Source organism: Jeotgalibacillus sp. R-1-5s-1 (assembly GCF_004405105.1).
Lineage (GTDB): Bacteria > Bacillota > Bacilli > Bacillales > Jeotgalibacillaceae > Jeotgalibacillus.
Map to the genome: position 1 here is coordinate 29,086 of NZ_SORW01000046.1, position 23,882 is coordinate 52,967.

A 23,882-nucleotide genomic window follows, 5' to 3' on the forward strand; every position below is an offset into this window, starting at 1 on the left:
AGAAGAAAATCATACTTTATTTTCTATGGATAAAACAGGTGAAATAGACCTTATTATGTGTCCACTATTTTACATTCACACTGGAGGTACACTATGAATATACTATGGGATTTTGATGGAACGCTTTTCGATACATACCCTGCTTACTCGAAAAGATTACATGATGTACTGGTTGGTAAGGCATCTCAGGAGGAAGCATATACCCAATTAAAGATTTCCGCTTCTCACGCTTTGAATTTCTTTGATCTCTCTAATGAAGAACGCAAAACCTATGATGACCTAACAAAACAGATTTCTCCGGATGAAATGGTCCCTTTTAATGGCGTGGAGGCCGTTCTGAAGTCTGCAAATAAAAACGTCATCATGACACATAAGGATCAAAAGAGCGCTTTAGAGATTCTTGATTTTCATGGTTTTACTGACTACTTTACAGAAATCGTTACGATCGACCACGGCTTTCCGCGCAAACCGGATCCCGCTTCTTATCAGTACCTTCACGAAAGACACCATATTGACCTGGCAATTGGTGATCGTGAACTGGATATTATCCCGGCTAAGAAGCTTGGTATCGCAACCTGTTTATTTCAAAACGATAGTCAACTCGCAGATTACCACCTTGAAAACTATCACGATTTTTTCCGTGTATTTAAAAATGGACTTCCCCGGTGAGAAGTCCATTTTTTTATTTACGTGCACTCCAGTAAGCACCGTCTTCCATATGAACAAACGGCAGATCCGTATTTACTTCCCCTTGAATCTGTTCCAGCCTGAAGTCCTCTCCCTTAAGCCATTGTCCGAAATCAAATTCAACAGGCTCCTGATTGCCACCGAGTGCGATCCATGTCTTCATTTCACCTGGTAAATAGCCAGCTGTGTGTATCGTTCCAGCCCATTGATCATACAGCTCAGAAAAGACACCTTTGTCCTTATCGTTCATCAGACGAAACGCATCATAGGCGGTTGTGATCTGATCCCTCTGGCTGTTCATCGCTTCCATCCGCTTCATGGAATCTACAAGATGATGACGATTTTCCTGTTTCATGATCTCAAAATGATTCGTGCACACATCTGCCTCTCTGACCGCAACGCCACGCGGTGACGTTTCCACTACAAACGACTGATTGCTTTTGTCAAATACTGTGTAGCTGAACGAATGTCTGTGGGGAATTTCCTTCAGCATATCAATCGCTTCCTCAACGGTTGCACACGATTCCAAAATCAATCTTCCAATCGCACAGCAGATAAAACCGTCACCGGGTTTCTTACGGTGCATAAAGTTATATCCCATAGAAAGCCCATGTTCATTCATCCCATCCATTCGCCCTGTAATGCGCTGGGTAGGACCTGCGATCGCATAACCGGTATCAGTTGGCTGAAAAAAGCTGTATCGCCCTTCATACGTTTTCGGCATATAATCATAATTTCTGATCAAATAGCCATCACCCGTTAAAATCGAACACCCTGAACGCTTATAATCTACACGATAACCGCCAAACTCCATTAAAATTCTTTCCATCGGCCAGTCAAGCGCATCACGGAGGCCATTCAACTCCTCCCATAAACCCGGTGCAAATTTGACAATAGCCTGTCTCGCTTCCTCTATTTCAACCGTAAATCTCGGTTTTCTTACTCTCCACTGCTTTTCACGATTTTTGACAGTCCAGGAATCCTTAAGCTTCTCTCCCTGAAACCGACCAAAATCGTAATGTGTTCCACGAAATTGCAGGATCTCGCTATAAATTGATTTCATGCTGTTCCCTCCAATATTTGGCTCCTCATCAGTCTAAAAGAGATTCATCATGAAATCAAAACATAATCATCGAGCTGTTATTCTTGATTGTTTTACTCGGAAATGAGATAACCGAAACAGAGTATTGATAACTTTCAGATAAGTGAGGGAATATCATGTCAAAAAAACCCGTTGAAATCAGTAAAGACGGTTCATTTAAACGCCAGACGAACCGTTTTGTTACACCATTTGGATCGAACGACGGCGAGCTCCCTGTTGAAGCTGGCCGCTACCGCTTACTCTGGTCTGCCGCCTGTCCATGGGCTCACCGTGCAGTCATTGTAAGAAAGGTGCTGGGTCTTGAAGATGCGATCAGCCTTGGCAAAGCAAGTCCGCTTCGTCCAAAAATCGGTCGTGTTGACTGGGCGTTTTCGCTTGATGAAAACGATAAGGACCCGGAACTTGGCATTCAGTATGTAAGTGACGTTTATCTAAAAGCAGATCCTGATTATACAGGGCGTCCGACTGTGCCTGTAATAGTCGATACCACGACTGGAAAAGCTGTGAACAACGATTACTTTAAGCTGACCAATTATTTTGAAACGGTGTGGCGTCCATTTCACAAAGAGAATGCACCTGATCTTTACCCTGAAGCCCTTCGTCCTCAGATAGACGAGCTGAACGAAATCATTTTCCACGAGGTGAACAACGGCGTTTATAAATGTGGATTTGCCCAGTCTCAGGAGGCGTATGAAGCAGCATTCGATACACTGTTCGCCCGGCTGGATCAGCTTGAAGAACATCTGAAAACGAATCGCTTTCTCCATGGCAACTTCATTACGGATTCAGATGTAAGACTTTATACGACACTGGCGCGCTTTGATGCCGCTTACTATAACGGCTTCAATACTAATCGGAATCTTCTTCGTGAGTTCCCGAACCTTTGGGGTTATGCACGCGATCTGTATCAGACAGAGGGCTTCGGAGATACGACAGAGTTTGATGCGATCAAAGAACATTATCATCTGTCGATTACCATCAATCCTGATCAGACAGATGAACGCATTTTGCCAAAAGGCCCTGACCTTTCCGTCTGGCATGAAGCGCATGACCGCGAGAAGCTGAGTAAGCATCAGGACAAATTCCTGCGTTTTGAGGTGCAATAAGCGATGATCTTACGGAATGCACGTAAAGAAGAGCTGTCATTCATCAGAGAACAGCGGGTTCAGGCTTATGAAGAGCACAGTTCAAATATCCCTACAGAACATTGGGCAGCGCTAAAAAAAGCGATTTCCTCAGATGCCGATCAGCAGGAAGGTGTCGATCTGATTGTTGCTGAGGTAAATGGCGTCATATTAGGCAGTGTGGCATTATTCCCGGCAAAAACGGATGCTTACGAAGGGTATGTAGACGAGCTCGACTATCCTGAAATCCGTGTTCTTGCCGTTAGTCAGGAAGCCCGCGGGAAAGGTGTTGCCTCCGCCTTGATTGACGAATGCATTGCACGCACCAAAGCAAAAGGCTATGACTATATCGGTCTCCACACCGGAGAATTTATGAAAGACGCGATCGCCCTTTATGCGAAATACGGCTTTGAAAGAATGCCTCAGTACGACTTCGAGCCGGCGAATGACGGAATTATTGTAAAAGCGTTCAGGAAAAAAATCCACGGGTAAAAACAGGTCTGATTCAGACCTGTTTTTACTTTATACTTAGGCAAAATATTCTCTACCACTCTACCTCCTGCACAACGCCAACCGGACGATCTCCCTCTGCGTAGAATTCTGAAGGAATCACATTAATCGTTCTAATGTTTGTCGGATTTTTCTGCAGACGCTGTATTAACTCATTATGCTTCTCCACATCTAATAACAACATCCAATGCTCCACCTGATAAATCAGATCCACATACTGGTCAACAAAAGGATCATATCTCAGACGGATCGCCACATACTGATCCTCAAGCCCCTTCAGTTTTTCATTTCCCGGGAAAACATCAACCAGTTCTGCTGTACCCTCTGCAAAAAAAGGCTGATCTAAATGGTTGAATGTCTCATAAAAAAAATTCTTTCCTTCAAGTGAAACATTGTGCTGCTTCATAAAATCGGTTCCCTGCTCTGAAACAGGCGTAAATGAAGGTTTTACCATTTCGTATTCAACATCCCGGACGATCGCTTTCTGAAGATCATATCTTGAAGTGATATCATCTTCATACAGTCCAATCGCCTTAAGACGGACAAACCCATTTAGCGCATCCTCATATAGATCCGCAAACTTTTCACGGTCAAAATATAATGTCCAGTGATCGGTATAATCTGAACTCCATGAAGATACTTTCATCTTAAAATGTGTTTTTAATAATTGATCAGCTTCTGATCCATCCAGATGCTGCAGCAACTGTCCCTGACCTTCGAGGGCAAAATATCGTCCATTATGCGCATAAGGATCGTACTTCACATCTCTTGCTGAAATAGACGTTCCCTTTTCAGCCATAAACTGCTGTAATTCCTCTGACGGTTCAAAATCTCTGTCTTTTGTATACTTCAATACTTGCAAATCAGAAATGAATCCAGTCGCTGAAACGTCACCAGTTTCACGTTCCGGCGGAAAATACCCTGTGAGATAAACATCCGCACGTTTTGTTTTCAATTCCTCATAAAAATCTTTATATTCCTGCCGGTCAAGATAAAAGGTAGAAGTCCTGCCACTTTCATGCTCCGTGACATCAATCGCAAAACTTGCCCCCTCAAAACCTTCACCAACACCTTTATAAGTAGTCGTCAATTCAACCGTTCCCCCCATATAAAAAGGAACAGAAACATAGCTCTCTAAATCATTAAACACAACTTTAGCCGGCACTTCAGCCGCCGTTTCATCTGTATATTCTTCAATTGGATATAATAAATTTTTCGGTACCCCCTGCTTCTCCAAAGCAGAGAACGGAATTAAACGATTATGATGATCTTTTGGATTAAATGGTTCTGCTGCCTGACTTGCCGGCATACAGCTCGCTAATAGCAGTGCGAGTCCCGCTGTAACAATCACTTTATAAAACATATATAAAATTCCCTTCTTTAACACTTTAACAAGCGTAACAGAAATTTTACATAAGTTGAATGGTAAATGTCATTTTCGAAATAGAATGGTAATTATGTAACATGGGGACGGAGCGGATGTTCCTTTTATCGAAAAGGAACGCCCGCTCCGTCCCCCAGCAATTCAAACACATCATTCTCACGTCTGATCCAGCCATTACCCGTACCGTTTTCATCAGCAGCTTTATTTAAGGCAATTGCTTCTTCTAATGTCATCCAGACAGGTGTAAAATCAAGCTCTTCTTCATATGCATCAAGTTTTAGATCAGACTGATCAGAAGCATCAATCTCACAAATATAGTAGTGTGAAATCATCTCAAACAGGGTGTCTTTTTCAAAAAGATCCCGTTGATGCTCAATCACTTCCCCAACTTTCTCACCAACATGGCGGCATGTATATCCTGTTTCTTCTTTGATTTCACGTATAAGCGCCTGTTTATGCGTTTCTCCATTCTCTACCCCGCCTCCTGGCAGCTTAACGTCATTTACATTTGACCTTTCCACCATTATTTGATCCCCTTTAAAAATAATGGCTCTGACAGCCGTTCGTATTTTCTTTTTTGGTAAGTCCGGCAAATGATCCTGCCCGTAATATTTTCTAAACATGTTTCCATCCCCCTTTGTCTTTAAAAGTGTAAAATACCCGGACTCTGTAATCAGCCCGGGATAGCTCAAGATTTTTTAAGTCAATTGCTCTTCTTTCTTTAACCGCTCAAGAATTCTTCTCTTTTGGTACAGCATCGTACCAGCCTCAGCCAGATCCCCAATTAAAAACCGGTTGGAAATCGCACCAAAAAGAATACCGGCAACAGGCACCATCTGCAGCAGCTTTTTAAATCCAAATTGTTCTGTAAAGGTGAGCGTTACCTCTCTCCACCCTTGCAGTTGTGAAGCCATATCCCTTGATTTTGCTTCAGAATCAAACTGGGACAACTCCTTTAAAATGGCTTCTTTCCCCACTACATCAGCGAGTGAAAACTGAAGACATTTTAAAATAAACACTCTTTCTTTTTTGTCCTTAGGATCATAACCGTGAAGCATCGCAATTTCCTGAAGAGTGGTCAGTGACATCGCAAGAATTGCTGGAATATCAATCGCAAGCGTGAACACTCCACCGACTCCTGTACTTGCCCCCTGAACCGTTGCCGTCTGCTTCCTTCGCCCACCAAGCTTCAAAGAAGCCTCTTTCATCACTTCAATCGGCACATGATCAAAATCAGAAAGCTGCGTCACTTCCCAGCCGGACGTCTTCTCAAGAAACCGGAACACCGCTTTTTCACTGAACAAATACCGTCCACCCGTCTGAATAAAACTGCCCAGCTCATCAAGCAGCTCACCAATTTTATTCTGAATAAACTTCGGCGTAAACTTATCCAGCAGCTTAAACGGCAGGCGGATCAGCTTATCCCAAATCCAGCCACCCTTCTGATCCTTCTCCCATTTCTCAATCTTCTTCAACTCTGCTAAAAGCTCGTGCTGTGACTCCATAATCATTCCCGCCCTTTCCGTAATGATTATGTTACGGATGAAGATGGGTTAAAGATTCAAAACGGGGACGGAGCGGGTGTTCTTTTTTCAAAAAAGTAACACCCGCTCCGTCCCCCATGCTCACACCTCAACCCACCTCTCCTCCCCGGAACTCCTCAAAATCGCATCCACAATTTTCATATTGTAATGACCATCCTCAAACGTTGCAAAATCCTGTTTCCCCATTCCACTGTCTCTCACAGAGTCATAAAAAGAAATCATCAGGTTTTTCAGACAGTCCGGCCATCCCTCCTGATGACCACCCGGATAGTGAGCGTAAGTCCGGGCACTGTCTGTCAGCAGGCCTGGATCCTTCATTAAAAGCTGATTAGCCTCGCTACGCTTCCCGATCCACAGCTGATTCGGGTTTTCCTGATCCCATTCAAGCGTTCCGTCTGAAAGCGAAATGGTAAAATGAAGGTGATTTTTCTTTCCAGCTGTTACCTGCGAAACACTGAACATTCCTTTTGATCCATCCTCAAATTGAACGAGTACATTTCCTGCATCTTCAGAATGAATCTGAACCTCTTCGTATCGATCAGTTTCTTCGTTTGAAAAAGTGGAAGAATCCCCTTCAAGCGGTTTCTTTCTCATTGGATGAACGATGGACAAGTCTGCACATACACGCACGATCCGCTGACCAAGTACGTGTTGCACTGTGTCACACCAGTGCGATCCGATATCCGCAACCGCTCTAGATCGCCCATTCAGGTCCGGATCCATTCTCCAGCTGTAATCTGTATCATACAAGCACCAGTCCTGAAGATAGCCTCCTCCAATCAAATGAGGTTTTCCATATGAATGTGACGAGACCTTTACTCTGGCTTCTTCGATCATCGGATAATGCCTGTAGTTAAAGCACACACCATGCACCAGATTTTTTGATCGAGCCAATTCCAGCAGCTCTTCTGACTCCTCACTATTTAACGCCAGCGGTTTTTCTGAAAGCACATGTTTACCTGCCAGCAAAATCTTCTTATTCAGTTCATAATGCAATACATTTGGCGTACAGTTATGTACTACATCAATCTCAGGATTATGTAACAGTTCGTCAATCGAGTCATAAGCAAAAGCAAGCCGATATTCAGCCGCAATTTCTTCGGCTTTTTCAAATGACCGTGAAACAATTGCCGCCGCTTCCACCCCAGGCAATCGCTTAAGCGTTTCCAAGTGTGCCATTGCTGAAAAACCCGTGCCAATCACAGCTGCCCGAATCATCTTCCCCATCTGCACTCCCCCTGTTCTGAAATCTACTATTATTTTAAATGATTTTGTTGGATTTTTCAGAAATTAATAGGCAGAATTTTTAAACAGCATAAAACGGAGCACACATACGCGCTCCGTTTTTCTAATCCATTATTTAACAGGAATCCAAATTTCACAATAATAATCTTCACTCATCGGATCTCCATCCGGATACACTTCAAGATCCGGCGTTCCTGCATGCTTATAGCCACTGACAGGAAACCACTCTGAATAAATGCGTTTCCACATCCCCTGAATAGCATGCGGCATAGCACCTTTCACTCCGAAGACTGCCCATTTGGATGGAGGGAGCTCAAGCTTTTCAAATCGCTCATTTCCTTCTCCATTATGCGAGGCGGCAACCCAGTAATCCAATAAATAAGGCCTTTCACTGCTTTTATCCACACATACACCGAGCACCCCTTTGATTTCACCATCATTCATAGCCACAAGCTCGGCTGTCGTTCCATCCTGATTCACTTCCTGCCAGAGCTTCGGGATCTCTCTTGTATTTTCTCCGTTTTCCATCGATACCTCCCGCTTCACCCCTGTAAGTCTGATAGCCCCTTTTTCAATCATCTCAACATTCATCGCCTTTTCCCCTTCCAATGTCACCTGGATCACCAGGCGGTTATAGTATTTCAACTTTCCACTGCCACTTTTTGCTTCTCTCGGTGAAAGACCATGCTGTTTTTTAAATGCTTTTGAAAATGCTTCAGGAGTGTCATAACCAAACTTATAAGCAGCATCAATGATTTTAATTTGATCCCTGACAATCTCGTGCGCAGCGAGCGTCAGTCTTCTTTTTCGAATATACTCCCCGACAGGCATATTCGTCAGCAGGGTAAACATTCTCTGAAAATGAAACGGCGAAACATTGGCCTGCTGTGCAATCCTCTCTGTCGGCAGCTCCTCTAAAAGATGATCCTCAATATAATCAATAGATGCCTGTAAAGACTGGATCCAATTCATCAATATCACTCCCTGATTTCATCTTAATTCATCCGGGAAAACAAAACCTGTCCGTTTTTGCTTTGTGTGAACAGGATCATTTAATCATTCTCCATAAAAAAACGAACCCCATATTAAAAGGGTTCGTCTCTTTTCAATCATTTTCCTGCATAGACATTGATCGCATCACGAAGAAATGCGGTACCGCCTGGAATGTGTTGATCATAATAAGCGGTGAATCGCTCATCGCTGACATACATTTCTCCAAGACCTGCGTGCGCTTCTTTTGAATATTGTGGCCAGGTGTAGCTGAGCCATTTTTTATGAAGTTCAACGGCATTTTGTGCTTCCTCTGATGAAGGATTGCCCGTTTCAAAACCAAGCTTTAATTGCTCGAAAAAGCTTTGTTCAACCTCCTGCATCTCCTTATAATCTTCCTCCGACAGCCCCATCATCTTCGCATTGCTGTCATCGACTACCTGATCCCCGTACTTCTCACGCACTTCTTTTCCATATTTCGCTTCGTTATCCTGAATGAGTTTTTCTTTAAACCCTTCAAATTTTTCACGATCTGACATTGGAATGCCTCCTTCTTTACTTTCAATCGTCTTTTTCACGGTTGAAATGACTTGCTCAAGACGGGACTGTTTTTCAAGCAGGCGCTGATAATGCTGCTGCAAAGCCGAAACCTGATCAAATTCCGGATGATAAATGATCCGGATGATCTCCTCCAGACTCACCTCGAGCTCCCGGTAAAATAAGATCTGCTGCAGCAGATCCACTTCCCTCTGCCCGTAAATACGGTAACCGGACGAGCTGACCCTGGCCGGCTTTAACAGCCCAATTTCATCATAATATCGAAGAGTGCGGCCGCTGACTCCCGATAACTTCGCCAGCTGATTAACGGTATATTCCATGTGATCCCCTCCTGACAATCTCAGCATAAGGCTTGACGTAACGTGAAGGTCAACAGGTAAAAATAAAAAATTTTAAAAAGCCATTTCGGTTTGTGAAATGGCTGTTCGGAAGGCTTAAGTGGACAAAATCCGGATAGGTCAAATATCACAATTCTACGAAACACGCATGAAATCACGCGAACTGCCTCCCATATTTTACGAACCAGGCACAACATTCTGCGAAACAAAACGCAAATTCTTTGAACCTCGTCTAAAATCTTGGGAACCAGCTTACTCCTCAGCCAGCTTATACCCAATCCGCTTAGGCGGTTCATCCTCTTTCAGTTTCGGCAGCGCCATTAAGATAAAACTGATCTGATTCACGTGCTGGATCAATTCAATACGCGATCCGTTATCCAGTGTCCCCATAAACCGGATCAGGCTCGGATTATAATAGCCGAGATCCTGAATGTGAAACTGAACCGACTGTCCATAATTGACAAGCCTCGCTCCCACTTCATGATCTCGATCCAGCCCTTTCTCAAACTCTTTGATCATATCAACAATTTTTGTATAAAAAGCACTCGCATAATTCTCTTCAGCCAACCGCTGTTCAATCGGCTTTATAACGGAAGGATCCGGCACATTCGGCGGTTTAAATTCCATGACACTGCACTCCTTCATTTTGTGACCTTGTACTCTTTAACTATATTTTACCACGAATCATCTTAGTTACTGCTACACGATCAACTCACAAATAAATCCATCCATGCTGCCCATATCTGGACAGCATGGATGGATTTACTGGTTAAAATAGAGGCGGTACAATAAAAACACCAACGAGTAAACCTGCAACAAACAGCAAAGTACCTTTTATTTTATTATTCATCAAACCCCTCCCTAACATTTCCTTACAAAAAGCTTACCTTTATTGTTCAGAATGTTCAATTAAAATGAATTATATAATGATAGATCAAAAAAGTAATTAAAAGCTAAATTTCATTGATGGGATTACGAATGTGTTTCGCTAAATAATATGTATAGTTCACGAGATAATATTATATGGTCATAAAATTCTGATGAAGGTTTGTACACTTACAACGACCTTTCATGAAATTGTAAATTCACTAAGTGCCGGGTCATTCCGTAGACTCCTGCGGCAGTGAAGCGACAGGTGAGACAGATGTGCGTAGCACAGCTGGCTCACCGCGCGGCCGCGGAAAGCGAAGGAATGACCCGGCACGGCTTATGCATTCAGCACCATGAAAAACCACTCCATCAAAGAAGCGGTTCCTCACTCTTAAAACACTTCATCTCACCAGCAGATTATTCCACCACGACAATCTCATGATTATTGTACAGTTTTTTCACATTCGCATTGACGTTCTCTGTAACCAAATATGTTAACTCGCTTGTCGGACAAATAATATGATTGGAGACTGTATCTAATTTATCTGATGTCACCATCGCAAGAATTTCAGTTGAGATATTGGCCATTTTTCTTTTAACAAGCGCCTCGGAAATGCTTGGTACGCTTATTCCAATATGGGGATCGATGTTGTATACACCCATAATATAAAGGTCCGCTCTCATTGAATCCAAAGCTTCAACAGTATCGATACCTAAATTCACCATGGATTGTTTGAATAAGGTCCCTCCCACCATAATGACTTCGACATCCTGATGTTCTCCGAGCGCCATCGCAATTGGCGGACTATTGGTGATAACCGTGGCTTTCAGTGATAGAGGTATTTGTTTGACAAATTGTAAGTTTGTCGTACCGCCGTCAATCAGAATTACCATGTCATCATTGATAAAGTCCATCGCTTTTTTAGCCAGCCTCGTTTTGATGTCACTTGATATGTGCTGTCGTGTAGTGAAATCAACCACAGGAGGTCCAATTCTGAGCGCCCCGCTATGAACTCTCTTAATTAATCCCTTTTTATCAAGTTCCTTTAAGTCTCTTCGAATCGTATCTTCTGAAACGGATAATCTCCGGCTCATGTCGCTTGCGATAATTTTATGTTCTTCATTAAGTATTTGCAGGATATTTTGCTGACGTTCTTCTTTAAGCATGTTTGTTAACCCCTTTGTTCATGAAATATCATTCTTATTTTACCACATTTTATGCATTTAACAGCAACAAACATGCACAAAACGTGCTCAAAAACGCAAAAACAGGCTTTACATATTAATTGAAAGCGCTTATAATAATTAAAAACAAGCAAAAACAATTACAAGGAGGCACTAACGTGCATAAAAGAAAAATCGATATTGCGCCGTCCATTATGTGTGCGGACCTTTGCAATCTAGAGAGCAGCGTTAATGAAATTCAGGATTTAGGTCTTGACCTTTTACATGTCGATGTCATTGATGGATACTTCAGCCCGAGCATGCCACTTGGAATCGATACAATCAAACAATTAAAAACACGCACAAACATGAAATTTGATGTGCACATTATGGCAAAAGAGAATGAGTATTTTATTCAGGAAATGATTCAGCTTGGTGCTCACCAGATTACGTTCCATTTAGAGACGAGTAATCACATTGACAGACACCTGCAGCTGGTTAAGAAAAGCGGACTGAAGGCGGGAATTGCATTAAATCCTGCAACGCCACTATCAGAGCTTGAATACATCCTGCCTTTATGTGACACCGTTTTACTCATGCTGATCAACCCGGGCTTCGCCACTGATAAGAACGAAAAACAGGTTTCATATGCTGCACAAAAAGTTCAGGATTTGCGTCAGTTGATTGATGCTAAAGGATTAAATACACGCATTGAAGTAGATGGAAGAGTCTCATTCGAAACCATTCCTGAATTAGTGAAAGCTGGTGCAGATATTCTTGTTGCCGGAAGCACAAGCCTTTTTGCCGCGAACCAGAGCCTTGAGGAAAATAAAAAGCTGATGGACGAGCAAATTATGAAAGGTTTATACGAGGAGGTAAAATAAATGAACCAATACCTTGAATCAGTTGATGAGATCACGAAAGAGCTGACGACTACATTACAAAGCATTAATAAGGAAGAAGTTGCACTGCTGCTAAATGAAATCAGCAAGGCGGACAAAGTATTCTTCGTGGGTGTCGGGAGAGTGTTGCTATCACTCAAGTCAGTAGCGAAAAGACTTGCACACCTCGGAGTTAACACGTATATCGTAGGCCAGATTACTGAACCTGCTATTACGGAAAAGGATTTGCTGATTGTTGGTTCAGGCAGCGGAGAAACAGCCTTCCCGCTCATCATTGCTAAAAAAGCTAAGCAGCACAATGCAAGAGTTGCCCACATTGGAGCAAACCCTGAAAGCTCTATGAGAGAATTTGCTGACGTTTTTGTACGGATCCCGGTGACTACGAAGTTAAACAAACCTAATGAAATTCCATCCGTTCAGCCAATGACGAGTCTGTTCGAACAAAGTCTGCTGTTACTCGGAGATACGTTAGCTTTGATCATGATTAAGGAACAGCAAATTAACATGAAAAATCTTTGGGAGTTCCACGCAAACCTCGAGTGAGTGAAAATCTTTTACAAGGGAGACATGAAGATGCGCGCATTACACTTCGGAGCAGGGAATATCGGAAAAGGATTTATCGGTTATTTGCTTAGTAAAAATGGCTATGACGTTTGCTTTGTGGATGTTAATCAGCGGATGATTGACGATATTAATCAACACAACCGTTATGAGGTTGAAATTCTAAGTGAAGAGCTTCATATGGAAACAATCTCATCTGTTACAGCTCTAAACAGCATCACCCAGCAAAATGAGGTTATAGGTAGCATTGTTCATGCTGATATCATTACGACATCTGTAGGTGTTCAGAACCTTTCGAAGGTCGCGGTTATCCTTGCTGAGGGATTGAAAAAACGAGTGAAATCAAATCCCAGGGAAATCAATATCATGGCGAATGAAAATGCCATTCATGCAAGTTCAACCCTGAAAACAGAGGTTTATAAAAACTTAACTCAGGGTGAAGCCGAAGCCATCGACGAAATGACTTCTTTTCCAAATACTGCAGTGGATCGATTGGCACTTTCAAGGCCAGGCGATAACGGGGAAATCCCTATGGTAGAGCCCTTCTATGAATGGGTCATTGATCAATCCGAAAGAATTGAAGACCATCTTCCCCTTCTGCAGGGCGTAACCTATACAAATGATTTGCTGCCTTATATTGAAAGAAAGCTTTGTATCGTCAATATGGGACATGCCGCTACTGCTTACCTGGGCCATTTAGCTGGATACCAGACCATCAGGGAAACACTTGAAGATGCTGAGATCGCATTTATCGTAAAAGGATCGATGCAGGAAGCAGCCCGTTACATCGAGATGAAATTTGACGCCAATCTTGAGGAATTGAATGATTTTATTGATAAAATTTTGAGCCGCTTTAAAAACCCCCGTGTGAATGATGATGTGAAAAGAGTAGGCAGATCACCTATCCGTAAGCTTGGCAATAATGAAAGAATGCTGAAGCCGGCGTTAACATTATTCAATGCCGGGGTGCCTGTCAACTATCTGTCAGAAGCGATTGCTGCAGGCTTTCTGTTTGATAACCCCGAGGATGAAGAATCAGAAAAGCTTCAGGAATTCATTTCTGCAAAAGGAATCAACAAGGCGGTCGAAGAAATTAGTGGTATTAAAAACACTGAACTAATTGAAGAAATAAGCAACAAGTACAATGCTTTAAAGAAAAAAAGATTGTCTGTTTAGTCATGAATTAGAGGAGGAACTTAAGAATGTTAGCTGATCTTTTAAAAGGAAATATTTATTTTACGGATGAATTGCCAACATGGGAGGAGTCAATAAAAGTGGCAGCTGCCCCCCTCTTAAGTAAGCGCTTTATTACAGAAGATTATGTTCAGGATATGATCAAAAATGTACAGATCAACGGCTCATATATCGTGATTGCGCCTGGTATTGCAATGCCGCACGCTCAAAATCAGGGAGGAGTTTTAAAGACCGGGATCTCATTTCTAAAAGTTGAAAATAGCGTAACGTATCCTGAAGACAAAGAAGTAAACATTCTGTTTGTCCTTGCAGCTGAAGACAGTAACGGTCACCTCGAGCTGATCTCAGACCTGTCATCACTGCTGATTGATGAGGACGTCATGGAGCAGTTAAAACACGCCAATGCTGAAGAAGAGGTTATTAGTTTGATCAATTCACTTGAATAAACAATAAAGGGGATGTGAAAGAAATGACAAACGTGGCGAACTTTGAAGAGCATAGTCATACGCCGGAAAAAAAACCATCTGTCCGCGCTAAAATTCAGGCTGTTGGTGGATTCCTGACGAATATGGTATTACCGAATATCGGCGCATTTATTGCATGGGGTATTTTGACTGCTCTATTTATTCCTACTGGCTGGATTCCTAACGAACAGCTTGGTGAAATCGTTGGCCCGGCGATTACCTACCTCCTCCCATTGCTTCTTGCTTACACAGGAGGAAGAATGGTTGCCGGCCAAAGAGGGGCCGTGATGGGTGCGATCGGGGCCATCGGATTGATCGTCGGCTCTGATATTCCAATGTTTCTTGGTGCAATGATTATCGGACCTTTAGGCGGATATGTGATCAAGAAATTTGATCAGCTGATCGAAAACAGAATTCCTGCCGGTTTTGAAATGATCGTCAATAACTTCTCAATCGGTATACTTGGTTTCGGTTTGATGATCGTATCCTTCCTGTTCATTGGACCAGTCATTGAAAATGTAAATGACGCTATGACCTCGGCCATTCAAGCCCTCGTACAGACAGGCTTCCTGCCACTGCTTTCGTTAGTCAATGAACCTGCGAAAGTATTATTTTTAAATAACGTTATTGATCAGGGTATTTATTATCCACTCGGCATGCAGGATACGCTTGAAGCTGGAAAATCAATCTTCTTTACAGTTGCTTCAAACCCTGGACCGGGACTTGGACTATTGCTTGCTTTCACGCTTTTTGGAACTAAAATCGCAAGAAGAACAGCACCTGGTGCGATCGTTATCCACTTCCTTGGTGGTATCCACGAATTGTACTTCCCATACGTATTAATGAAACCACTTACAATTATCGGGATGATTGCCGGTGGTATGTCAGGGATTGCTGTATTCAGCTTCTTTGATGCCGGACTTGTAGCAGGACCTAGCCCGGGCTCTATTTTCGCTTATCTTGCTCTGACACCAAGAGGAAATTTCCTCGGCATCATTTCAGGTGTCTTAGTCGCTGCTGCTGTAACGTTTGCAGTAACGTCAATTATACTAAAGCTTGATAAAAACACAGATGATGAAGCTGACTTAACGAGCTCAATCGCTAAATCACAATCGATGAAGGCTGAAGGAAAACAGTTAATGAACTTTGCAGCTGACACTGCAACAACACAGGAAATCAGCAAGATCTCGTTCGCTTGTGATGCAGGTGCCGGAAGTAGTGCATTAGGCGCGACTACGTTTAGAAAGAAGCTGCAAAAGAAAGGTATTTCCGATATCGAAGTCAAGCATTACCGTATTGAGGATGTACCTGAATCATCAGATATCATTGTTGTTCACAAGAATTTATCGGATCGTGCAAGAATGGCACACGGTGATAAGAAAATCATTACGATTGAAAGTTACCTGAATGATCCGAGCCTGGATGAGCTTTTAGATCAATTAAGTAAAGATTAAACCTTTACCTATCATTTTAATCGTAAACTCAAAGATCCCAACCAAACTTTGTCATGATAAAGTTCGGTTGGGATCTTATTTATGTTCATTTACCACCAATAAACGATCCTTTAAAGCAGTTCGGGCTCTATGTTAAAAAATACTCCACATCTCGTCTTTATTAACCTTCCGCTTTTTTACACGCTTTGCCAGTCTCTGCTCCTCAACCTGCTTACGGCGGTCATTCATCTTGCTTTCGATGAGGCTTCTGTCCTGATAGTACATCTCTATGTTCACCTGCCTTCTGTTTACAAGCTGAGTTCACCATAATTCGCAACATCATAGTCAGAATCAGCCGGCTGTTCAGCACCTTCTACACTACCTTCTTTTAATCGGAGAAGCGCCTTAACCGTCCCTCTGATTTCTGGTGTATCTGCTATCATTGTGCCCAAAAGGTCGATGTGTTTAATCGTCGTTTTGAGTTCTGAGATATCCAGATCTTCTCCAAATCTAAGCTTTCCAGCTACAATGAGTGTGACCGGTTTATCGTAGGCTGCATACTCTTCTGTGGCCCACTGTTCATCGTTTTCAATCAGCACGTATTGTCCCTCATATGACAGGATTTCAGCCTCAATATTTGTCTTCTCGTAGAGCAGATCTTCAAGATTTTCATTTACCACAACAATAGAGGTCGTCTGGATTTGATCAATCGCCTGCTCCAACTGCTCACGGGTCACGTCGTTTTCAAAATAGATCGGTTTTGATGTCATGAGCTTTGCTCCTTTGAGGCGGCGCAACGTACGTGCTGAATAAGACTGTGATGAAGTCAGTAAAGTAAAACCTTCCGGGATTTTGACTGTTTCCCCGTTAACCGTGTGTGAAAGAGCGAATACAGCTGATTCCTGAGATTCATGGAAATAGAACAATCCATTTACAGTGAGATGTTCAATTTTTGTCTTTAATTCTTCAACAGATAAGTCTTTTTCAAGAGTCAACTTTCCGTTTACGGTCAGCTTCACAGAAGACTGTATTGAATCGAGGTATGCGTTAGTCAGCTCATGTTTCCCATTGATTGTTCTTGGCTTTTCACCTGAATACGTTTCAGACATGCCAGTCATATGCTTTACTTTGCTTTGAATGATTCCCTGCAAATGTACCGGAGAGACTATCGAGCCAACAACATATAGTCCTTCGATTTTACCTTGAAGGTCTTCTTCTTCAATGTCATCATCGAAAATAACACTTCCAACTGTAAGTAATTGAACGGGGTCCACAATTGACTGAAAGTATTGCCGTGACAGAACGGTTTCACCTGTAAGGGTTTTAAACTCTCCGTTTATTTCAATGCTTGCCCCAACGTTTTTACTTTTTAATGAAGATAACAAGTGAGCCGTCTCTCTCGAATAAATAATACAACCTACATTTTCAATGCTTTCGATTTCAGAGACCGTTTTCTCCGTCGCTTTCGTTAAATTAATGACTCCTACATTCCCAATTCGCTGTTTCTTCATGTTAGTCTTCCTCCAATTTCTTTTTTAATTGTTTCAACGCCTGACTTAATTTGTAGCGGACCGTAGCCGCAGGCAGTTGCAGCTGGTTACCAATCTCTTTACTTGATAATCCAATCCAGTACCGCTTAAAGATAATATCCTTGTATTCCTGTGACAGATCGGCAAGTAATTCTATTACCTCAATATGAGTAAATCTCTGATCCAGTCTGATCTGCTCAAAGTCATCCTCCCACCCCGTCAGCCGCTGCTCTTTTCTCCGGTCATCAACCAGCTGATTTTTCATCACCCTGAAAAACCAGGCACGCTGTTTATGAACAGGCAGGTTCTGCAGCATACTTTCATGAGCGAGAGATTTGATCACAGCTTGCTGGATCAGGTCATCTGCCTCCTGTTCATGTCTTGCAATTGACCTGGCAAACCTGCGCAGATCCGTTTCCAATTCCTGATACAACTCACTGGACTCCATCGGCTTCACTCACTTTTTCGTGGTTTCATGTATATAACGTTTCTGCATCGGAAAGTGTTGGACCTTTTTTAAAAATAATTTTCCCCATAGAAAAAAGCTCCCCTCAAAGAGAGAAGCTTTTCACCTTAATCCTCTACAACACCCGGCGTTTTAAAGCGTGGGAATTGAATGGCGATCGCGATGATCCCTGATAATGCGATCAGCATTGGATAAATACAGAATGGTACGATTTCCACTGGCGAAATGCCTGCGACACCCGCTACCGCGAGCAGCTGTGCACCGTAAGGGATGAGTCCCTGTACAGAGCTCGAGAAAATATCAAGCAGACTTGCAGATCTTCTGTTATCAATGCTAAATCGTTCTGAAATCTGTCTTGCAAGTGGACCTGCCGTGATGATCGAGATCGTATTGTTCGCTGTAGCAAAATTCACCGTACTTACAAGACCGGCAATCCCTGCTTCTCCACCACGCTTTGAATTAACGCGTTTTGTAACAGACTGAAGCAGAAATTCAATTCCACCATTCTGTTTGATGAGCTCTACCAGTCCGCCAAGTAAAATGGCAATCATCGCAAGCTCAAACATATTTGAAAATCCTGTTCCAATCAGCTCGATCAGCGTCAGCAGACTGAATTCCCCAAGTCCGAGACCGACAATTCCGGCAAAGATAATCCCACCAAGGAGAACAAGAATCACGTTTGCCCCTGCAATCGCAAAGATCAGTACACCTAAATACGGAAGCACCTGCAGGAGGTTGTAAGGATTAGACTCCTCCAGCGTGGCACTCGAACCTGCCGTCATCACAGCAAAAATGATCGCTGTAATAATCGCAGCCGGCAAAACAATTTTTACATTTGCTTTAAACTTATCCTTCATTTTAGTGCCCTGCGTGCGGACTGCTGCGATTGTCGTATCTGAGATAATGGACAGGTTATCACCAAACATCGCGCCACTCACAATCGCACCCATCGCAAGCGCGACGCCGATATCCGTCTGCTCCGACACACCAAGTCCGATCGGTGCCAGCGCCACAATTGTACCTGTTGATGTCCCCATCGAAATAGAGATAAAACATCCGATAATAAATAACCCGACGATCAACAGATTCTGCGGTAAAAAGGACAGTCCAAGATTGACCGTCGAATCTACTGCGCCAGCTCCATCAGCTACGGATGCAAAGGCTCCGGCTAAAAGAAAAATAATGACCATTAAAATAATATTCGGATGACCTCCACCCTTAGACAGCTGCATTACCTTTGTCTGAAAATCAGTTTTACGATTCATCAGTAACGCAACTAAAATAGCAATAAATAACGCAACCAGCACCGGCATTAAATAAAAATCACCTGTAATCACACCGGATCCAATAAATAACAAGATAAATATGCCAAACGGAATCAGAGCAAACGGATTACTCTGAGGAATTTCCTGATTCGTCATAAGAACGCACCTCCAACCTTTTGTTTAAACAAATCTCTTAAATTTCAAACCTGCACCAAATAAAAAAGCTTCTCCCTTAAGAAAAGGAAGAAGCTTTTAATCAAAAGCAAACCACTTTTCTTATCTCCCAGGCAAATGCCTGCTGGAATTGGCACAGTACTTTTTTAAGTCTGCTGCCGAGGCTTCAAAGGGCCAGTCCCTCCACCTCTCTTCATAAGAAGGTCTTGCAGGTATTTAATTGATTGTTGAATGATAAAAGATTTAAAAAAGGATGTCAACAGATCTTGTTAACTTCGGAAGATTCATATTATTTCGTCGCTGATTACCTGAGCGGCTGAAACCGTTTCCTTCCATAATACATTTCTAAGGGTAAAAGCAACCATCCCTATAAGCAAGCAAAATAACCCCACAAACATAAAAACCGCACCTGCACCGAATAACCTGACAAGTATCCCACCGATTAATGGGCCAACTACAACACACAAGCTGGATATGGTCTGATTAATACCTGATACTCTCCCAATATTCTCTTTCGAAGTATGCTTATGGATGATATATTGAAATCCCACCGAGTATAAACCCACACCAAGACCAATGATAGCACCGAAAATGATGGGCTGCCATAAAGGGAATCCTGCCTCAAGTAATCCAATTCCTCCAAATCCAATTCCAACACAGGCAAGACTTCCACCCATGAGCCAACCGTAATCCCGCAGATTTGAAAATCGATTTAACAGCACAATCATGACAACGGCACCCGCTCCGGAAGAGGCAAACAGATAACCGATTAATTCAGGTTGATCAGGTGACAGCTCTCTGAACCATGTAGTGAATTGAATATCAATCATCTGGATTGTAAGTAAACCTAAAAAAGCGAGCATAAAGCTGACCCATAGTGGACGGCTGGTAAAAATGATCAGCCAGCCTTCACGCCATGAAATCCAAAAATCACCTCTATTATTGTGAGCCATAGCATAAGAATCTTTTTCAAACACTGAATATTCTCTTCTCATACTGAATAAAACAAAACACGAAATAATGAGCATTATTGCGTTGATCAAAATACATATTTGCGGTGATACTGCTCCTGCTATTACGCCTCCAATTAACGGTGCTGCAATTTTAGAAAACTGCAGCATGATTCCATTTAAAGAAAAAGCCTGGACAAGCTGATGCTCTGGCACCACCTCTTTTACCATCCCCTGTTGAGCAGGATAATGAATCACATTCACCACTGATCTGCACGCAATGATGAGTAGCGCGAGCCATGGACCCGAAACGAAGACCAGCATAAGCGTCAACACCACACTGATAAGATCAGCCAAAAACATCATTTTCAGCTTGTCAGTCCGGTCGGTAAACACTCCTGAGAACTGACCTAATAGCGCTTGCGGCAATGCCATTGCAACGGGAATTAAAGCGATTAAAAAGGGATCTGCCTGCCAGACGAATCCAAATAGAATCATAATCGCGACAGCATCAAAATAATTTCCCATGACAGAAATTGAATAAGACGAAAACATCTTTACAAACAAACGATTGCCCCAAATAGAACGATCTAATTTACCTGCTGACATATAACAATCACCCTGCTTCCTGATTAATATCATCAGTTTAGTGGCTCAATGTCAGAGGATGATCAAATGAACAGATTCAGACGCTGTTTTACCAGACTTACCTTTCGATCCGGCAAATACTCCCGTTTCATTTCGTCTGCCTTTGCTTTTAAAAGCATAAATAATTCTTCATCCAATTTAAGTTTATCTAGTAAGAGAAGCGTGATTTCAAAGTAAAAAAAGAGATGAGATGTAAACTTTGTATTTTTCACCACATGATATCCCTGCTCTATATCCTCACGACCTTTTTTAAACGAGCCCCGCTGGAGATGGAGAATTCCAGTGATCACATAAAATATGCCAAGCTCCCTTTGCAAAGGATTATTCTGATAAAACTGTTCCATCTCAATAAATAGTCGATTAAATTCACTCGTTTCTCCACCGCATAGCAATAGAATCAACCTAAAATTCATAAGGGAAGGGTTAAATCCGTGATCAGATTTCAGCAGTTCAGGGTATTTTAACGTCATCGACTTAAACTGTCGATCAGCTTTTTTAAGGTCTTGATCCATTACAAATAAATAAAACAAACCTAATGTCTCAGCTTCAAAATGTGATCTTTCAGAAAACACCTCTTTCTCGAGTCCACGCTGAATATACTGAATGGCTTCACGAAAATTGCCAGTCTGAGTGTGATAAATATGAATCATGTAATACAGTTTTTGATCCATATTGGCATGATCATTGATGAACCAGTCAATATCAGCCTTCATAAAGGCAAAAACAGGCTTATATTCTTCCGGAACCATAAACCCTAAATGCTTTTCCTCAATAAACGTTTGCATGGCTTCTCCATGACCAAATAGATGATATCGCTTAATCAGACCTTCAAGCATCTTATTTATTTCCGGATCCTGATAGGCTGCGTCATCCATTCCAACATCAATTTTCTTCAACACATATCCATGACCTTTTACGGTCTCTATCACAATAAAATCAGACAGCTTCTTCAGTTTCTTCCTCAAACGGTAAATATGATCATCAACCGTTCTGTCTGTAGGCGCATCCATCGGCCAAACCGCATCGAGCAGCTGAGACCTCGAAAATACCTGGTCGGCACGTTCATAAAGAAACTGTAAAAGAAAAAATTCTTTTCTTAATAATTGAACTTGAGTGCCTTTATACGATGCAGTATAGTCTGCAAGATTAAAGGTTAGTTGAGACATGAAATCACCTTTTATAACAAGTTTTCTTTTATTATATCGATAATTCTTGATTACGTGGAAATTAAAGGAGATTTCACCCGGATAACAGAATAGTAGCGTGAGGAACAGGAAAGGAGCAGTCAAATTGAAACATGCTTTAATCGTCATTGATGCCCAGCAGGAGCTGATTGAAGGAAATGAACAGGAAGCTGGCATTGTAAATAAGGAATTATTGATCAAAAATATCAACTTTGTCATTCAAAAGGCGCTTGGTGCTGAAAGTAAGATTATTTTTATCCGTGATAAAGATTTAGCCAATGGAGAGGGAGATGGGTTCGAGGTACATCAGGACATTAACATTCCGCAAGGGGCAGTGAAATTCGAAAAATATGCAACGAATTCATTTCACGGGACGCCTTTGCTTGAGTATTTGAAGGAGCAGGAAATTGGCCACCTCGTCATTGCCGGCTGCAAAACGGAGCATTGTATTGATACTGCTGTTCGCACTGCTACCATTAATGGGTTCGATGTCACCTTAGTGGGAGATGCCCATTCTACATCAGATTCAGCTGCCTTATCTGGTGAACAGATTATTGCGCATCATAATTCGACACTCCATGGACACTATAACGTTGAACACTTTTCTCTTGTCCGTCAGTCGTCTGAAGAATTGTTTACTCCGACACACGATGAATATCGTTAACGCGAAAAAAGTTTCCCTGCAAACTGGGAAACTTTTTTAAATATAAATATTCATTCCTGTTGTCAGGGTTCACTGGCCATGTGTTGTACTAAATTCATAAACCTGATATTTCCCAGTGTCTGAAGAAAATTTTAAAACATTTCGATCCTCAGGTATTCCTTCAAAATAAGCACCGATACAGCCCGTTGTGCAACGATGTCCAGACAATAGGATATTTACATTATCATTTCCATGTTTCTTCTCGATTTCATGCATGAAGCTGAAAATCCGTTTTGCAAACAACTCAGGATCTTCTACCCCTTTATACACGTCAGGATCGGGTAACGGCCCTTTCATATGTATATCTTTCACTGGTAATTGATCAGCCTCACCTACATCAATCACATTTAACCTTTCATCTGTGAGTGCCTGTTTCCCTGTCACTATCTCCGCTGTCTGGACTGCTCTTTCCTGTGGTGAAGAATATACGAAATCAAATTTCACATTCTGTAGTTCAGTCTTCAATGAATGTGCTTGTGAAATACCGTTTTCATTTAACGGAAGCCCTGTTCTGCCCTGCATTTTTCGTTGCAAATTTAAATCTGTCTGGCCGTGCCTGATGACATAAATCATAACCCTATCCCCCATTTTTGGTCCTTGTTAACAGAATACTGAAATTTCTTTTTACATATTTTATCATACAATGTGTGCAAGTTAGATGGATGTCTAATGAAAGTCCCGATCCTTGAATTGGAAGTGATGGAATTAAATTTTGAAACGATTGAATGACGGTCAGGAATGAAGGAATTAACAGGGTGTTGTGATGGAAAAAATGAGGCTGCTTGAGGTAGTGAGGGAATTAATTTCTCAAAAGACTGAAATAATTCCCAGAAAGATGGAATAAAATTCTGAAACGATTGAATCTCTCACTCAAGTGATGGAATCCCGCGGAG

Annotated in this window: 25 protein-coding genes and 1 riboswitch; of the genes, 9 read left to right on the plus strand and 16 right to left on the minus strand. The window is 42.1% G+C overall.

Annotation, left to right across the window (positions count from 1 at the left end; translation table 11 throughout):
* The first annotated feature begins 93 nt into the window (after nt 1–93).
* Nucleotides 94–669, plus strand: coding sequence for an HAD-IA family hydrolase (locus E2491_RS14175; protein WP_134376286.1), 576 nt, complete (start codon nt 94–96; stop codon nt 667–669).
* A 13-nt stretch (nt 670–682) separates the two neighbouring features.
* Here the strand turns inward: E2491_RS14175 and E2491_RS14180 are convergent, their stop codons facing one another.
* Entirely contained in the window at nt 683–1,750 is a 1,068-nt protein-coding gene (locus tag E2491_RS14180; protein WP_134376287.1) for a C45 family autoproteolytic acyltransferase/hydrolase, read from the minus strand.
* Between the two features lie 155 nt (nt 1,751–1,905).
* On the opposite strand from E2491_RS14180, the gene E2491_RS14185 reads away from it, so the two are divergent.
* Together E2491_RS14185 and E2491_RS14190 are read left to right on the plus strand one after the other, a co-directional pair.
* On the plus strand, nt 1,906–2,895 hold the full coding sequence (locus E2491_RS14185; protein WP_134376288.1) for a glutathione S-transferase family protein: 990 nt from the start codon (nt 1,906–1,908) through the stop codon (nt 2,893–2,895).
* A 3-nt stretch (nt 2,896–2,898) separates the two neighbouring features.
* The gene (locus E2491_RS14190) at nt 2,899–3,405 is read left to right on the plus strand and encodes a GNAT family N-acetyltransferase (protein ID WP_134376289.1); all 507 of its coding nucleotides are present in this window, start codon (nt 2,899–2,901) and stop codon (nt 3,403–3,405) included.
* A 52-nt stretch (nt 3,406–3,457) separates the two neighbouring features.
* Here E2491_RS14190 and E2491_RS14195 read toward each other — a convergent pair whose 3' ends face one another.
* The 8 genes from E2491_RS14195 to E2491_RS14230 all read right to left on the minus strand — a co-directional run bounded on the left by E2491_RS14195 (nt 3,458) and on the right by E2491_RS14230 (nt 11,519).
* Nucleotides 3,458–4,786: a hypothetical protein gene (locus E2491_RS14195; protein ID WP_134376290.1), complete on the minus strand. Its 1,329-nt coding sequence runs from the start codon at nt 4,784–4,786 to the stop codon at nt 3,458–3,460.
* 125 nt (nt 4,787–4,911) lie between these two features.
* Nucleotides 4,912–5,430, minus strand: coding sequence for an NUDIX domain-containing protein (locus E2491_RS14200; RefSeq protein ID WP_134376291.1), 519 nt, complete (start codon nt 5,428–5,430; stop codon nt 4,912–4,914).
* Between the two features lie 75 nt (nt 5,431–5,505).
* On the minus strand, nt 5,506–6,318 hold the full coding sequence (locus tag E2491_RS14205; protein WP_134376292.1) for an EcsC family protein: 813 nt from the start codon (nt 6,316–6,318) through the stop codon (nt 5,506–5,508).
* A 114-nt stretch (nt 6,319–6,432) separates the two neighbouring features.
* Complete coding sequence (locus tag E2491_RS14210; protein WP_134376293.1) at nt 6,433–7,578, minus strand: Gfo/Idh/MocA family protein; 1,146 nt, start codon at nt 7,576–7,578, stop codon at nt 6,433–6,435.
* Nucleotides 7,579–7,707: 129 nt separating this feature from the next.
* On the minus strand, nt 7,708–8,568 hold the full coding sequence (locus E2491_RS14215) for an AraC family transcriptional regulator (protein ID WP_134376294.1): 861 nt from the start codon (nt 8,566–8,568) through the stop codon (nt 7,708–7,710).
* A gap of 137 nt (nt 8,569–8,705) precedes the next feature.
* Nucleotides 8,706–9,464 (minus strand): MerR family transcriptional regulator, encoded by a 759-nt coding sequence (locus E2491_RS14220; RefSeq protein ID WP_134376295.1) that lies wholly within the window; start codon nt 9,462–9,464, stop codon nt 8,706–8,708.
* A gap of 270 nt (nt 9,465–9,734) precedes the next feature.
* Complete coding sequence (locus tag E2491_RS14225; RefSeq protein WP_134376296.1) at nt 9,735–10,109, minus strand: DUF6173 family protein; 375 nt, start codon at nt 10,107–10,109, stop codon at nt 9,735–9,737.
* A 660-nt stretch (nt 10,110–10,769) separates the two neighbouring features.
* The gene (locus tag E2491_RS14230) at nt 10,770–11,519 is read right to left on the minus strand and encodes a DeoR/GlpR family DNA-binding transcription regulator (protein ID WP_134376297.1); all 750 of its coding nucleotides are present in this window, start codon (nt 11,517–11,519) and stop codon (nt 10,770–10,772) included.
* A gap of 176 nt (nt 11,520–11,695) precedes the next feature.
* Here E2491_RS14230 and E2491_RS14235 point away from each other — a divergent pair, with 176 nt between their 5' ends.
* From E2491_RS14235 to E2491_RS14255, 5 genes are read left to right on the plus strand one after another with little or no spacing between them, the layout of a single operon-like run.
* On the plus strand, nt 11,696–12,400 hold the full coding sequence (locus tag E2491_RS14235) for a ribulose-phosphate 3-epimerase (RefSeq protein ID WP_134376298.1): 705 nt from the start codon (nt 11,696–11,698) through the stop codon (nt 12,398–12,400).
* Entirely contained in the window at nt 12,401–12,961 is a 561-nt protein-coding gene (gene hxlB, locus E2491_RS14240; protein WP_134376299.1) for a 6-phospho-3-hexuloisomerase, read from the plus strand.
* Nucleotides 12,962–12,991: 30 nt separating this feature from the next.
* Nucleotides 12,992–14,155, plus strand: coding sequence for a mannitol-1-phosphate 5-dehydrogenase (locus E2491_RS14245; protein ID WP_166805895.1), 1,164 nt, complete (start codon nt 12,992–12,994; stop codon nt 14,153–14,155).
* Between the two features lie 26 nt (nt 14,156–14,181).
* The gene (locus tag E2491_RS14250) at nt 14,182–14,619 is read left to right on the plus strand and encodes a PTS sugar transporter subunit IIA (protein ID WP_134376301.1); all 438 of its coding nucleotides are present in this window, start codon (nt 14,182–14,184) and stop codon (nt 14,617–14,619) included.
* A 23-nt stretch (nt 14,620–14,642) separates the two neighbouring features.
* Entirely contained in the window at nt 14,643–16,091 is a 1,449-nt protein-coding gene (locus E2491_RS14255) for a PTS mannitol transporter subunit IIBC (RefSeq protein ID WP_134376302.1), read from the plus strand.
* Between the two features lie 132 nt (nt 16,092–16,223).
* On the opposite strand, the gene E2491_RS17770 is transcribed toward E2491_RS14255, so the two are convergent.
* From E2491_RS17770 to E2491_RS14280, 6 genes are all read right to left on the minus strand, one after another.
* The gene (locus E2491_RS17770) at nt 16,224–16,355 is read right to left on the minus strand and encodes a hypothetical protein (RefSeq protein WP_256369359.1); all 132 of its coding nucleotides are present in this window, start codon (nt 16,353–16,355) and stop codon (nt 16,224–16,226) included.
* 23 nt (nt 16,356–16,378) lie between these two features.
* Nucleotides 16,379–17,581, minus strand: coding sequence for a hypothetical protein (locus E2491_RS14260; protein ID WP_134376303.1), 1,203 nt, complete (start codon nt 17,579–17,581; stop codon nt 16,379–16,381).
* A 1-nt stretch (nt 17,582) separates the two neighbouring features.
* A complete protein-coding gene (locus tag E2491_RS14265) occupies nt 17,583–18,032 on the minus strand; it encodes an RNA polymerase sigma factor (protein WP_244093969.1) in 450 nt (149 codons plus the stop codon).
* A 140-nt stretch (nt 18,033–18,172) separates the two neighbouring features.
* On the minus strand, nt 18,173–19,486 hold the full coding sequence (locus E2491_RS14270) for a Na+/H+ antiporter NhaC family protein (protein WP_134376305.1): 1,314 nt from the start codon (nt 19,484–19,486) through the stop codon (nt 18,173–18,175).
* Between the two features lie 117 nt (nt 19,487–19,603).
* Nucleotides 19,604–19,706: riboswitch (SAM riboswitch) on the minus strand.
* A gap of 82 nt (nt 19,707–19,788) precedes the next feature.
* Nucleotides 19,789–21,063 carry an MFS transporter gene (locus E2491_RS14275; protein ID WP_166805896.1) on the minus strand — a complete coding sequence of 425 codons (1,275 nt, stop codon included), beginning with the start codon at nt 21,061–21,063 and terminating at the stop codon, nt 19,789–19,791.
* A 62-nt stretch (nt 21,064–21,125) separates the two neighbouring features.
* A complete protein-coding gene (locus tag E2491_RS14280; protein ID WP_166805897.1) occupies nt 21,126–22,268 on the minus strand; it encodes a winged helix-turn-helix domain-containing protein in 1,143 nt (380 codons plus the stop codon).
* Nucleotides 22,269–22,392: 124 nt separating this feature from the next.
* Here E2491_RS14280 and E2491_RS14285 point away from each other — a divergent pair, with 124 nt between their 5' ends.
* Complete coding sequence (locus E2491_RS14285) at nt 22,393–22,950, plus strand: isochorismatase family protein (RefSeq protein ID WP_134376308.1); 558 nt, start codon at nt 22,393–22,395, stop codon at nt 22,948–22,950.
* Between the two features lie 69 nt (nt 22,951–23,019).
* On the opposite strand, the gene E2491_RS14290 is transcribed toward E2491_RS14285, so the two are convergent.
* Nucleotides 23,020–23,562 carry a histidine phosphatase family protein gene (locus E2491_RS14290; protein WP_134376309.1) on the minus strand — a complete coding sequence of 181 codons (543 nt, stop codon included), beginning with the start codon at nt 23,560–23,562 and terminating at the stop codon, nt 23,020–23,022.
* Nucleotides 23,563–23,882 lie beyond the last annotated feature (320 nt).